Below are 13758 nucleotides of genomic sequence, written 5' to 3' on the forward strand. Positions count from 1 at the left end.
TTGCGCCTTTTTGCACTTAATTAAGGTGCCAGTCTTTTTGGGGGTAACCAAAGACCATCTTCTTTTTCATAAATGAATCTGTCATGAAGTCTGTTTTCTCTTCCCTGCCAGAATTCAACTTTAGTGAATTTGACCTTATATCCACCCCAGAATGAAGGCAGAGGAATCTCACCGTTTTTAAATTTTTCTTTAATTTCTAAAAACTTACTCTCAAGAATTCCTCTTGCAGAAATAAGATGAGACTGATGAGATGCCCAAGCACCGATTTGAGATCCTCTTGGTCTTGAGTGGAAATATTTCAGATCTTCTATTGTGCTCTGTCGTTGAGCTTCACCAATAAACATCACCTGTCTTTCAAGCATATACCAAGGAAATAGCATACAGATCTTAGGATTATTCTTTAGATGCTGAGCTTTTCTTGATCCGAGATTTGTATAAAAAACAAGTTCATCTTTAGTGTAATTCTTCAAGAGAACCATTCTTGAATATGGAGTATTGTTTTCATCAACAGTACTTACAACAACACCATTAGGATCGTAAAGTTTTGAGTCAATAGCCTGTAGAAGCCATTTTTCAAAAAGATCCATAGGATGTTCAGGCATCTCTTTTTCATCTAACCCGCCAGCCTGATAGCTTCTTCTTAAATCTGCTACGTCAATCATTATTATTTGCCTTTTCTTAAATCTCACTGCAATTATCGTATCTGATTGACCATAATATACAAATTTTGTTACACAATGATCAAAAAATGAAATAAATTTGCGTTTTCGTGTTTTCCTCTCTAATAAAATGGTAAAATATTCAGATAGCATTTGCCCAAAAGGTTATAAGGCTGACATTGATAGGAAGATCATGTTAGAAATATAGATATTTATAGCTATAGCTGATAGGCAGGGTATTTTGTACTTGTATGATGAAAGCTTCATGCATTATGCAATCTGCTTAAGTCTTCTTTGATCTTTCATTATGTTAAGTCTTCATTTATCAACAGGAACTGACAGATGTAACTCCTTTTTAACGGTCTTTCTCCTGTATTATAGCCATAAAAAAATAATTCTATTGAGAATCTTTAATCTGATTCATTTTAAATAGTGTTCTTATGAGCACAGAGAAGATAGAGTTAATTCTGATTTGAACAGAATGTTTGGGAAAAATTTCATATTGTAATTCACAAATTAGGTACAAGTAATGAGTAATTATCCAAAGACAGCATTAGTTATCAATTGTGGTAGCTCTTCAGTCAAGTTCGCAGTTTTAGATCCTACAGACGGTCACGTTTTCTTAAACGGTATCGGTGAGGCATTAGGTTTAGAGGATGCACGCATTTCCTGGAAACACAGCGGTGGCGAGAAGACTGAAACTCCTCTTGGTGCAGGCGCAGGTCATGATAAGGCATTAGCATTCCTTGTAAACAATATTCTTGCAGACGATAAGGCTCTGTTAGACTCAATTGTTGCATGTGGTCATAGAATCGTTCAGGGCGGTGATATCTATTCACAGCCAACTTTAATTGATGATGAAGTAGAGGAGAACATCAAGAAGGTTATTCCTTTTGCTCCTCTTCACAACCCAGCTCATCTGTTAGGTATTGATGCAGCAAGAGAGAATTTCCCTAATATTCCTCATGTAGCAGTTTTTGATACAGCTTTCCATCAGACAATGCCTCCAAAGGCATACCGTTATGCTATTCCTGAGGAATTCTACACTGATTTACATTTACGTAAATATGGTGCTCACGGAACTTCACATATGTTTATTGCTCAAGAAGCAGCAAAGATGCTTGGTAAGCCTCTTGAGGAAACCTGTCTGATTACCTGTCACATGGGTAACGGTGCTTCAGTTTCAGCTGTAAAGAACGGTAAGTGCGTTGATACTTCTATGGGTTTAACTCCATTAGATGGTCTTATCATGGGTACCCGCTGCGGTAGCATCGATCCTTCAGTTGTATTCTTCTTATGCGAGAGACTACACAAGACTCCACAGGAAGTTGAAAAGATCTTCAATAAAGAGTCTGGTATGATGGCTGTTTCTGGTGTTTCATCAGATTTCCGTCCAATTGTTGCTGGTATTCAGGAAGGTAATGAGCGTTGTACTTTAGCTTTACAGATGTATGCATATCGCTTAGCTAAGTTCATTGCTTCATACTATGTTCCACTTGGACATGTTGATGCAATCGTATTCTCTGGTGGTGTAGGTGAGAATGGTCCTACCACACGTAAGTATGTATGTTCAGAGCTTGAAGAAGCATTTGGTATCAAGATTGATAACGATGCAAACTATAAGGCTCGTGTATACATGGGTGTTGATCATCAGGTTATTTCAAAGCCTGACTCTTCAGTAAAATTATTTGTTATTGCAACAAACGAAGAGTTAATGATTGCACGTTCTGCAATGCAGTTTGTTAAGTAATCTTCAGAAAAACTGTATTTAAAGAAGACCTTGCATGTGATAATGCAAGGTTTTTTTGTTATTATATGCTCAAGTTCAATTAATTAAGGATTATATGAGTAAGAAAAAAGACATTATCATTCTCGATAAAATGGATGAAAAAGTATCAACCAATTTTGTTAGAGGATATAAAACTTTCTGGCCTTTTCTAAAACCATACTTCTTTTGGGCTGTTCTTGGCGTAATTTTAACAATTCCTGTTGGTGCTTTAGACGCTGTTGTAGCATCTTTCCTTAAACCATTCATGGATAATGTGATGGTTGCACAGGATGCAGAGTTTTCAACGCTCGTTCCTGTTTTTATTATAGGTTTTACCGTGATACAGGGTATATGTATCTATGCTTCAAACATAGTAAATGCCTATGTTGGAAGTAAGGTTTCTATGGATCTTAAAAACGCTCTGTTCAAAAGATTACTTCGTTTTGAATCAAGATTCTTTGATAAGAATACTTCAGGCTCTGTAATTATGCGTTTTGCTGGTGATGCTGATACAGCAACATCAGGACTTATTGCAAACCTAAAGCTGTTTTTACAGAAATTTTTCTCTTCATTAGCTCTGGTGGTTGTTTTACTTTACAACTCATGGGAGCTTTCTTTTATTGCTGTTGGTGTTCTTCTTCTTATTGTCTACCCAATGAAGATAGTAAGAAAAAGAATCAAGCAGATTACTTTAAGAACTCTGTCCTCTGGCGCAAAGCTTAATACCTACTACTATGAAACATATTCTGGTATTAAGACAATCAAGTCTTTCAATCTTCAAGATCAGATGGCTACTTCATATAAGGATAATTACAAATCACTGTTTGTTCTTGGTATGAAGATTGTTCGTGACACTAATTGGCTAGCACCTTTCATGCATTTAGTTACAGCCTTTGGTGTAGCAGGAGTTTTATATTTTGGTCTTCATTTAATTGAGACAAAGGATATTACAGCAGGAACTTTTGTTGCGTTCCTTGCAGCGCTAATCATGCTATATACTCCTATAAAGAGTATTGGTAATAACTATATTGCAGTTCAAAATTCGCTTTTAGCTTTAGATCGTATTTCTCAGCTGCTACATGCAGAATCTTTTGAATCTGCAAGTGAGGATGGAAAGGACGAATTAACTGAGATTAAAAAAGACATTACATTTGATAATGTTACATTCAGTTATGACGGCGAGAAGACTATTTTAGATAGTATCAGTCTTAAAGTTCCTGTCGGAACAAAAGTTGCTCTCGTTGGTAACTCTGGCGGTGGTAAATCAACTGTATGCTCATTAATTCCTCGTCTTTACGATATAGATAAAGGCTCTATTAAAGTCGATGGCAAGGATATTAGAGAGTATTCTCTATCATCACTAAGAGACAAAATCTCAATGGTATTTCAGGATAATTTCCTTTTTGCAGGTACCATTAGAGACAATCTTCTTTATGGTAAGAAAGATGCAACGCAAGAGCAGATTGAATTTGCTATAAAGAGTGCATATCTTGATGATTTTATTGATAAATTACCTGACGGTTTAGATACTGTTATCGGCGAGAGAGGTCTTCTGTTATCCGGCGGACAAAGACAAAGACTTGCTATTGCAAGAGCAATTTTAAAGAATGCACCACTTGTTATTCTTGATGAAGCAACATCAGCTTTGGATAACAAGTCAGAAAAGGTGGTTCAGCGTGCTTTAGACAAACTCATGGAAGGCAGAACGACTATTGTTATTGCTCATAGACTTTCTACAGTAATGGATGCTGATATGATCTACGTAATTAACGACGGACATATTGTTGAGCAAGGCTCACATCAGCAGCTAGTAGAGTTAGGTGGTGCATATAGCGTTCTATACAAGTCACAGTTCTCAAAGACTCACAAAAGCACAGAAAGTGAGAAGATAGAGCAAAACTAGAAACAAGATAATCTAAATAAACTAAATGGGCACTATATATAATGTAGTGCCCATTTTTATCGTTTATCTTATTTCTGATCTGATTTTGCAATCTGCTCTTCAACTTCCACTAGATATTCGTGAATATCAATTTGAGAGCGGATCTGCTTATCGCCTTCTTTTGCCTGAACGTATACGTTCTTCTGGTCTGCATCGATTATTCTTGCCTTGCGATTATCATTCTGCTGAAGTATTAGAATATCTTTGATTCGTTTGATAAGGTCAGGATCTACTATTCTTGTACCAACCTCAATTCTTAGATCAAGGTTTCTTTTCATCCAGTCAGCAGAGCTGATGAACAGCTCCTCATTTCCTCCATTATTGAAAAGCATTACGCGAGGGTGTTCAAGGAATCTGTCCACAATAGATGTAATATAAATGTTGTCAGACAGATCTTTTACACCTGGCTTTAAAGCACACATTCCACGTACAATACCGCGAACTTTCACACCGGCTTTAGATGCTTCGTACAGTTTATTAATAATTTCAATATCGACAAGAGCATTAACCTTGAAGTTGATTGAGGCTTTTATACCCTGCTTTGCAAAATCAATTTCTCTGTCTATCATGAAATTAATTCTGTCTCTTGCATTTAGTGGAGATACTAGGAGATTTTCAAATTTTGGTCTTGTGTAAGGATATTCAATAAATGAGAATACGTCATCTACTTCCTTAGTAATCTTTGCATTAGCAGTAAATAGAGCAAAGTCGGTATAAATCTTTGCTGTTTTCTCATTGAAATTACCTGTACCAATGTGAGCATATCTAACAATGCCACTTTCTTCATGTCTAGTAACAAGACACAGTTTTGAGTGGATCTTCAGTGTTGGAAGACCGAATAGAACCTTTACCCCTGCATTTGTAAGTCTTGAAGCCCATTTAACGTTGTTAGCCTCATCGAATCTGGCTTTAAGCTCAACAACCACAGTAACACTCTTGCCGTTATTTGCAGCATGAATAAGAGAGTTGATTACTCGAGAATTGCTTGCAACACGATAAATATTGATCTTGATGGATGAAACCTTAGGATCATATGAAGCATGTCTTAAAAACTCTGTAAAGTAGTCAAAAGAGTAGTATGGATAGTAAAGAAGAATATCCTTTTTGCCGATTGCCTCAAAAGGAGTCATTGCGTTGACAAACTGATATGACTTGATCTCACTTAGAGGTCTGTTCTCCATGTCGTCACTTCCAAAGCTTGGGAATGACAAGAAATCCTTAAAATTGTGGTATCTGTTTCCAGGCATCATAGAATCAATAGAACTCATTTTGAGTTCCTTTGCCATGAAATTAACCATATTCTCAGGCATTTGAGCATCATAGGAGAAGCGAACTGGCATTGCATTTAATCGCTGCTTTAGTGACTCAGACATATTATCAAGAACCGATCTGTCAATATCTCCAACAAGATCGTATTCAGCGTCACGGTTCATCTTAATAGAATAAGCTTCAATCTTTTCGTAGGTGAATAGGCCTTTGAAGATTGAGTCTATTCCAACTCTAATAACGTCATCAAGGAACATAAAAGTAACATTGTTATCCTCAGATGGCATTCTGATAAAGCGAGGGATCTTATCTGTTGGTATCTCGATTAGTGCATGGTAAACATCATTACCATCGGTCATATCAACCAGCAAATAAGTAAATTCATCTTTTAAAAAAGAGACAAGATCTGTATCTTCGCCAATGATCACAGGATTAATATGCTTTAGAACATGTCTTCTAAAATAAGAGTGTACCCATTCATTCTGAGCTTTTGTAATTGAATCAGGATCTCGAAGGAAAATATTGTGATCAGCTAGTTCTACAAGAAGCTGTTTGTAAATTCTGTTTAAAGTTCTCTGGTATTTGTTAGCTTCGTTCTGAACCTGTCTTAACAGATTAACAGTATCTTCATTTCCCTGAGCCTTGTTAATGATTACCTGTCTTTTTAACTCTGCAACTCTAACTTTAAAAAACTCATCTAAATTGCTTGAGTAAATACCAAGAAATCTTACTCTTTCAATAAGTGGAACTGAGGGATCTGCTGCCTCCTGAAGTACACGCGCATTAAAAGATAGCCAGGAAAGTTCTTTTGGCATGATTGAATCACAAACAGGAAGCATATAAACCTCGAATTATTACTAAAAATTAAGGTACCGATACTGATTATAGTATATAAACAACGTAAACTTCAGATTAAATAAATGTTAAAAATATGTAATCAGTCTTAACAAATCAATTTACTCATCTTCTTTTTCAAAAAGATTGAAAACAGAATGTTCCTGTAAACTGTCTCTTAAAGCAGGAATCGCGTTTACATATCCAAGGTGTGCTGAGTGAGCAAGGTAATCAGCTCCAATTTCAATTGTTGAATCATCTCTTATGTAAACACGTCCAAGGATATAATTACCTTGAGCTTCACCTACAAGGTTTATTGCTCTTCTTGCCCAGTAATTTGAGTTTTTCAGATCACTTTCTTTATAGAAGAATAATGAAATTCTAGAACAGATGTAGGCTCTTGTAATTAGAAAATCTGAATAATGCTTGCTTTTTGTTGATATTGCCTTTTGCATGCATTTTTCAAATTCTTTGTTTAAGGTTTCTGTTTGATATAGGTAAGAGCCGTCTGAATTTCCTAAAAAAGAGTAAGTCTTCTTTGCAAATCTAGCATCTTTTTCATTGAGAGTTGAATAGTATAGACTTACGATTTCATCGTAATTGTCAGCTTTTCCAAGACTGCAGTTAAAGCATAGTTCTTTGAAAATATCCTGCAAAGTAGGCTCGCTAACGATAATCTGTTTGTTTTGGATTATCTTCTCTGCAGTTTCATCTTCAAGAGTGCAACCACTGAATAGAAAGGCAAAAATAATAATGAGCAGTACGGACAGCTGCTTTTTAATCATAATTATTCTTTTGGTAGCTCTATATATTCAGTTGTACTGTTTAAAGCGTTATTTATCTGATTAAAAGAATCAGGTTTCTTGTAATCGCCACCCATGTCGACTAATGTTGTTCCATTGAAAACAAGAACAAGTCGCTTTACATCAGGTGATGACCAGCCTTCTCTGTAAAAATTGATGTAGTACCATCTGCTCTTATCATATGGATCAATTAACATTGGGCTTCCAAGTACGTATCTTACCTGCTCTGAACTCATTCCAACTGATAACTGATTTACCAGATCCTGCTCAACGTAATTACCCTGTACAAGATCAGCTCTGTAAGCGCAAGAGGATGTTAATAATGAAACAGAAGTGAAAACAGAAATTGCTAGTAATAATTTTTTAATCTGCATTTTTATAAAACCTTAAATTTGTTTGCATTTAATGCTTTGTTTATCTTACCAAATATGTGAAAAATAATATACATGTAAAGCATATAAAGTGATTTACAGTATATATAAATTCAAAATAATGTATTTGATTATCTGGTTTAAGATGTAAAAGAACTTAGATTATTTATAAAAAATACAAGAATTTTATTTTTTTTTCATATTTGCCCTTGAATTACCAATAACAGCCCCCATCTTATCTGTAGCGTTAATTTTAATTTTAAAAGAGTTCAAAATGCAGACTGAAGAAACCCAATTTCAACAGAAATTTGAAGAAACATGTGATGCTCAGGAAAACATCAATGCTGCAGCAAACGATGCAGACAATGCTTTTCTTGATGAGAATGTAGATGCACAAAATGAGCAGAATACCTGCGAGTGCAAGTCATGCGAGTGCGAGTCATGTGAGTGCGAACCATGTGAGTGCGAATCATCAGTTGATGTTAAGGCTCTTATGACTGAGAACGAACAGCTAAAGGCACAGATTGAAGCTTTAGCTAACAAGCATAAAGATGATACCGATCTTCTAAAGCGAGCTCTTGCAGAAAGTGAAAATCAGAAAAAGCGTATTGAAGCTGATGTTGAGCGCGAAAAGAAGTATGGTAACGAGAAGATTTTAAAGGCTCTTTTACCTGTAGTTGATTCACTAGAACTTGCTTTAAAGCATTCTAATCATGATGACCCTGCTGTAAAGCCAACAATTGAAGGAGTTCAGAATACTGTAACTCTATTATTAAAAGAGCTTTCACACTTTGGTGTTGAGGTATCAGATCCAGAAGGCTTAGAGTTTGATCCTAACATTCATCAGGCAATCTCAATGGCTCCTAGTGCACAGGTTAAGGCAAATCATGTACTTTCTGTAATGCAGAAAGGTTACATCCTAAACGGAAGAGTTGTTCGTCCTGCAATGGTAATTGTTTCAAGCGGAGCTCCTGCATCCACTGCAGAGGAAGACAAAAAAAATTCAATAAATATTGAAGCATAGACTTGAAATATAAAAACGCTATCTCCATTTAGGGTAATAGAAAGAATTTAAATTAGGAACAACCTAAAAAGAATTTAAGAGGAAATACAAAATGGGAAAGATTATTGGTATTGACTTAGGTACAACAAACTCATGCGTTGCTGTATTAGATGGCGACAAGGTTCGCGTACTTGAGAATTCAGAAGGTCGTCGTACTACACCTTCAATCGTTGCTTATGCTAAAGATGGTGAAATCATCGTTGGTGATGCTGCAAAGCGTCAGGCTGTAACCAATCCTAAGAACACTTTATTCGCTATCAAGCGTTTAATCGGTCGTCGTTATGAGGATAGCGAGGTTCAGCGTGATATCGGTATTATGCCATTCAAGATCACCAAGGCTGACAACGGTGATGCATGGGTAGAGGTTGATGACAAGAAGTTAGCTCCTCCACAGATTTCTGCTGAAGTTTTAAAGAAGATGAAGAAGACTGCAGAGGATATCTTAGGTGAGGAAGTTACAGAAGCAGTTATTACCTGTCCTGCATACTTCAACGATTCACAGCGTCAGGCTACTAAGGATGCTGGTCGTATTGCTGGTTTAAATGTAAAGCGTATCATCAACGAGCCTACCGCAGCTGCTATTGCTTACGGTGAGGATAAGGCAAAGGGCGAGCAGAAGATTGCTGTTTATGACTTAGGTGGTGGTACCTTCGATATTTCAATTATTGATATCGATGAGTTAGATGGCGAGAAGACTTTCGAAGTACTAGCTACTAACGGTGATACTCACTTAGGTGGTGAGGATTTTGATAACCGTATCGTTGATTTCTTAATCGATGAGTTCAAGGCAGAGCAGGGTGTTGATTTACGAGCTGATCCATTAGCTCTTCAGCGTTTAAAGGAAGCTGCTGAAAAGGCTAAGATTGAGCTTTCTTCATCACAGCAGACTGATGTAAACCTACCATACATCACAGCTGATGCAACTGGTCCTAAGCACATGAACATCAAGATCACCCGTTCAAAGCTTGAGTCTTTAGTAGAGGATCTTGTTTCAAGAACCTTAGATCCTGTTAAGACAGCTCTTTCAGACGCTGGTTTATCACCATCAGATGTTAACGATGTAATCTTAGTTGGTGGTCAGTCACGTATGCCAATGGTTCAGAAGTTAGTTGCTGACTTCTTCGGCAAAGAGCCACGTAAGGATGTTAACCCAGATGAGGCAGTTGCTATGGGTGCTGCTATTCAGGGTGGCGTTTTAACAGGTGACAAGAAGGACGTTCTGTTATTAGACGTAACTCCACTTTCATTAGGTATTGAGACCTTAGGTGGTGTTATGACTACTCTTATCGAGAAGAACACAACTATTCCTACTAAGAAGTCACAGGTATTCTCAACAGCTGAAGACAATCAGCCTGCAGTAACCATCCATGTACTTCAGGGTGAGAGAAAGAGAGCTGCTGACAACAAGTCATTAGGTCAGTTCAACCTAGAAGGTATTGAACCTGCACCACGTGGCATGGCTCAGATTGAGGTTACCTTTGATATCGATGCTGATGGTTTAATCCATGTTTCAGCAAAGGACAAGAAGACAGGTAAAGAGCAGAAGATCACTATTCAGTCATCTTCAGGTCTATCAGATGAAGACATCAAGCGTATGGTACGTGAGGCAGAGGAGCACTCAGCTGAAGATAAGAAGTTTGAGGAATTAGCTTCTGCACGTAACAGGGCCGATGCGACATCTCACCAGATCAAGAAGCAGTTAGCAGATCTTGGTGATAAGATCTCTGAGGATGATAAGACCAAGATCAATAAGGCTTTAGCTGAGCTTGAGATGGCAGCCCGCGGCGATGATAAGGAAAAGATTGAGAATGCTGAAAAGGCTGTACTAGAAGCTGCTTCTGCAATTATGCAGGCTCAGCAGGCACAGGCTCAAGCACAGCAGGCTCAGTCAGCAGGTGCAAACCAGTCATCTAACAGCAAGGACGACAATGTTGTAGATGCTGAGTTTGAAGAAGTAAACGACGATAAGAAATAATCAGTTTACTAACTGCAACAAAAAGGTAGGAGGAGGGATCCTCCTGCCTTTTGCTAATTGTAAGAGGTTAATATGACAGCTTCAAAACGTGATTACTATGAAGTGCTAGGCGTTGAAAAAGGTGCAGATGATGCAACAATCAAACGTGCCTTCAAAAAACTAGCCATAAAGTATCACCCAGACAGAAACAAGGCTGCAGATGCTGGTGAAAAGTTCCGTGAGATAAATGAGGCTTATCAGGTATTATCTGATCCTCAAAAGCGTGCTGCCTACGATCAGTATGGTTTTGCTGGCGCGGATGGCTCACAGGCTGGTGGTTCAAACCCATTTGGCGGCGGTGATTTCTCTGATATATTCAACAGTGCCTTCTCTGGTGCATTCTCTGATATCTTCGGTTTTGGTGGCGGTAGACGTTCATCACGCAGAGCAGAGCCAACATCAGTACCTGGCCGTGATATGAGAGTAAAGCTCACATTGAGTCTTGAAGAGGCTGTAAAAGGCTGTAAGAAGAAGATCAACTTAAAGACCTATGTCAAGTGTAAGACCTGTGGTGGTTCCGGTCTTGGTAAGAATGGCAAGAAAGAAGTTTGTTCTCACTGCCAGGGATCAGGTCAGGTTCGCATGCAGCAGGGTATTATGATTGTTACTCAGACTTGTCCTTACTGTAATGGTACAGGTTACACCATCAAGGATGGCTGTAAGGACTGTTCTGGTACTGGTCGTGTTGCTGATACAAAGACACTTTCTGTTGATATTCCTGCAGGTGTTGATGCTGGCGACAGAATCAGACTTCAAGGCGAAGGTGAGGCTGGATTAAACGGTGCTCCAAGCGGTGATTTATATGTAGTCATCGACGTCAAGGAACATGATATTTTTGTTCGTGAAGGAAATGACTTAAGCTGCGAAATCCCAATCAGCTTTGCAACTGCAGCTCTTGGCGGTAAGGTTGAGGTTCCAACTCTTGAAGGTCCTGTGACTATTACCATCAAGCCTGAGACTCAGACTGGCATGATAATGAGACTTGCAGGAAAGGGTGTTAAGTCATATAACTCATATGATAAGGGCAGTCTGTACTGCAAGCTTGTTGTAGAAACACCTGTTAACTTAAATGATCATCAAAAGGATCTTTTAAAGAAGCTTGAAGAATCATTGACGGGCGAATCTTCAAAAGAAACAAAAAATGACAGCTCAAAGGTTTCATCTCACAGCCCAAAGAGCGATAGTTTCTTTAAGAAATTTAAACAATTTGTAAACGATCTTTCAAGTAAATAGATAAATGCGGACTAGGTCCGCATTCTGGATATTCAATCTTGAAAAGATAATTTTTTGATTGTATATTTAACCAAATACAGCGCCTAACTCAGATTAGGCGTATTTTTTTATTACTTTTTCGAGGTTATAAGAATGGAACAGACTCCTATGACTCCACGTGGAGAGGAATTGCTTCGTAGCGAGCTTCAGCGCTTAAAGACAGTCGAAAGACCTCGCATCGTAGCGGCTATTGCCGAAGCTAGAAGCCACGGTGATTTAAGTGAAAACGCAGAGTACGATGCAGCTAAAGAAGAGCAGGGCCTGTGTGAAGCAAGAATTAAGGACATCGAGAGCAAAATTGCAAGTGCAAATGTTATTGATGTTACAAAGTTAAAGCATGGTAACGGTAAACTGAAGGTTATTTTCGGTTCAACTGTAACCTTACTTGATGTTGATACTGAAAAAGAGATTACCTATAAAATTGTAGGTGAAGATGAGGCAGATATTGACAATAATCTGATTTCTTACAAGACTCCTATTGCTAAGGGACTACTTGGCAAATGCGAGGAAGACGAAATTGAGATTAAGATACCAAAGGGAACAATCTGCTACGAAGTAGTTAAGGTTGAATACATCTAAGAAAAAAAAGACTTTCATTATTTATGAAAGTCTTTTTTTTCAGTGGAATCTAAAATTAACGAGGAAGAATGAATCTTGAATCTTCTTTTCTCTGACGGAAAAGAACAGCTACACGACCAACCACAGATACAAGCTCTGCATTAACTGCATTAGCAGCTTCTAAAGCCTGATCCTTTCTACCAAGACCAGCATTAGTACGGATCTTGATTAACTCATGATGCTCAATTGAGCTTTCAATTTCTTTGATTACATTCTCTGACAGGCCATCATTACCAAGTAATACAACTGGCTTTAATGAGTGAGCCTGAGCCTTTAAGAACTGGCGCTGATGTGAATTTAGTGACATATTGACCTTCAGATAAAAAAATTGTGTTTTTACAGACATATGCAACAAATGTGCATAGCTATTTAGTTTTGTAATTGTATAATAATATGTGGATTTTTCAAACAAATTAATATAGTTTAGGAATTAGTTTATGCCCGTAAAAAAGAGAACAGCAAGTCAGACAAGATGGCTTCAGGAACATTTTTCTGATCCATATGTTAAACAGGCTCACAAGCTTGGTCTGCGCTCACGAGCATCATTTAAACTTGAAGAACTGCAAAAAAGAGATCATCTAATAAGACATGGAAATATTGTAGTTGATCTTGGTGCAGCACCTGGTGGCTGGTCTGAATTTGCAGTTAAATGTATTGGTGAGACAGGAAGAGTTATTGCCTGTGATATTCTCCCTATTAGACCTATTAGAAATGTACAATTTCTTCAGGGCGATTTTACCGATGATGAAGTTTTTAAAAAGCTTTATTCTATGATTGGAGTTGGAGCACATGTAGTTTTATCTGATATGGCTCCAAATATGTCAGGTAATCTTGCAATAGATCAGCCAAGATCAATGCTATTGTCCGAGCTTGCTCTTGATATGGCAAGACGCGTATTAAGAATTGGTGGAACTTTTGTAGTAAAAGTGTTCCAGGGAGAAGGCAGTCAGGAATTTTTAAAGGAACTTCACCAGGATTTTACAACTGTGAAGGTACGAAAGCCTGATGCTTCAAGAGATCGTTCACGAGAAGTTTATATGGTTGCAACTGGATTTAAGGGTCATGCTTTAAATGGTGTTGCTCCAACAGATGAAGATTTCAATGAGATTTTAGACGAGGAAGCTTAGGTTTCTTCATAACAGAGCGAG

12 protein-coding genes are annotated in these 13758 nt (G+C 37.8%); 7 read left to right on the forward strand and 5 right to left on the reverse strand.

What is annotated here, in order from left to right:
• Positions 1-20: 20 nt before the first annotated feature.
• Positions 21-662, reverse strand: coding sequence for a pyridoxamine 5'-phosphate oxidase (pdxH, locus tag J5V48_RS02680; RefSeq protein ID WP_219936840.1), 642 nt, complete (start codon positions 660-662; stop codon positions 21-23).
• A 526-nt stretch (positions 663-1188) separates the two neighbouring features.
• Here pdxH and J5V48_RS02685 point away from each other — a divergent pair.
• On the forward strand, positions 1189-2409 hold the full coding sequence (locus J5V48_RS02685) for an acetate kinase (RefSeq protein ID WP_219936842.1): 1221 nt from the start codon (positions 1189-1191) through the stop codon (positions 2407-2409).
• A gap of 94 nt (positions 2410-2503) precedes the next feature.
• Positions 2504-4330: an ABC transporter ATP-binding protein gene (locus J5V48_RS02690; protein ID WP_219936845.1), complete on the forward strand. Its 1827-nt coding sequence runs from the start codon at positions 2504-2506 to the stop codon at positions 4328-4330.
• Between the two features lie 68 nt (positions 4331-4398).
• On the opposite strand, the gene ppk1 is transcribed toward J5V48_RS02690, so the two are convergent.
• From ppk1 to J5V48_RS02705, 3 genes are all read right to left on the reverse strand, one after another.
• Positions 4399-6474 carry a polyphosphate kinase 1 gene (gene ppk1, locus J5V48_RS02695; protein ID WP_219936847.1) on the reverse strand — a complete coding sequence of 692 codons (2076 nt, stop codon included), beginning with the start codon at positions 6472-6474 and terminating at the stop codon, positions 4399-4401.
• A 117-nt stretch (positions 6475-6591) separates the two neighbouring features.
• On the reverse strand, positions 6592-7254 hold the full coding sequence (locus J5V48_RS02700; protein ID WP_219936849.1) for a hypothetical protein: 663 nt from the start codon (positions 7252-7254) through the stop codon (positions 6592-6594).
• A gap of 2 nt (positions 7255-7256) precedes the next feature.
• Positions 7257-7646 carry an outer membrane protein assembly factor BamE gene (locus J5V48_RS02705; protein WP_219936851.1) on the reverse strand — a complete coding sequence of 130 codons (390 nt, stop codon included), beginning with the start codon at positions 7644-7646 and terminating at the stop codon, positions 7257-7259.
• A 271-nt stretch (positions 7647-7917) separates the two neighbouring features.
• Here J5V48_RS02705 and grpE point away from each other — a divergent pair, with 271 nt between their 5' ends.
• From grpE to greA, 4 genes are all read left to right on the forward strand, one after another.
• Positions 7918-8667: a nucleotide exchange factor GrpE gene (grpE, locus tag J5V48_RS02710; protein WP_219936853.1), complete on the forward strand. Its 750-nt coding sequence runs from the start codon at positions 7918-7920 to the stop codon at positions 8665-8667.
• Positions 8668-8758: 91 nt separating this feature from the next.
• The gene (dnaK, locus tag J5V48_RS02715; RefSeq protein ID WP_219936857.1) at positions 8759-10681 is read left to right on the forward strand and encodes a molecular chaperone DnaK; all 1923 of its coding nucleotides are present in this window, start codon (positions 8759-8761) and stop codon (positions 10679-10681) included.
• A gap of 72 nt (positions 10682-10753) precedes the next feature.
• Positions 10754-11953, forward strand: coding sequence for a molecular chaperone DnaJ (dnaJ, locus tag J5V48_RS02720; RefSeq protein WP_219936859.1), 1200 nt, complete (start codon positions 10754-10756; stop codon positions 11951-11953).
• Between the two features lie 132 nt (positions 11954-12085).
• The gene (gene greA, locus J5V48_RS02725; protein ID WP_219936861.1) at positions 12086-12571 is read left to right on the forward strand and encodes a transcription elongation factor GreA; all 486 of its coding nucleotides are present in this window, start codon (positions 12086-12088) and stop codon (positions 12569-12571) included.
• A gap of 55 nt (positions 12572-12626) precedes the next feature.
• On the opposite strand, the gene yhbY is transcribed toward greA, so the two are convergent.
• The gene (gene yhbY / locus J5V48_RS02730) at positions 12627-12917 is read right to left on the reverse strand and encodes a ribosome assembly RNA-binding protein YhbY (RefSeq protein WP_219936863.1); all 291 of its coding nucleotides are present in this window, start codon (positions 12915-12917) and stop codon (positions 12627-12629) included.
• Positions 12918-13047: 130 nt separating this feature from the next.
• Between yhbY and rlmE the strand changes: the two genes are divergently transcribed.
• Positions 13048-13737: a 23S rRNA (uridine(2552)-2'-O)-methyltransferase RlmE gene (gene rlmE, locus J5V48_RS02735; protein ID WP_219936865.1), complete on the forward strand. Its 690-nt coding sequence runs from the start codon at positions 13048-13050 to the stop codon at positions 13735-13737.
• Positions 13738-13758: the final 21 nt, after the last annotated feature.

This window comes from Succinivibrio faecicola (assembly GCF_019448115.1).
Classification (GTDB): domain Bacteria; phylum Pseudomonadota; class Gammaproteobacteria; order Enterobacterales; family Succinivibrionaceae; genus Succinivibrio; species Succinivibrio faecicola.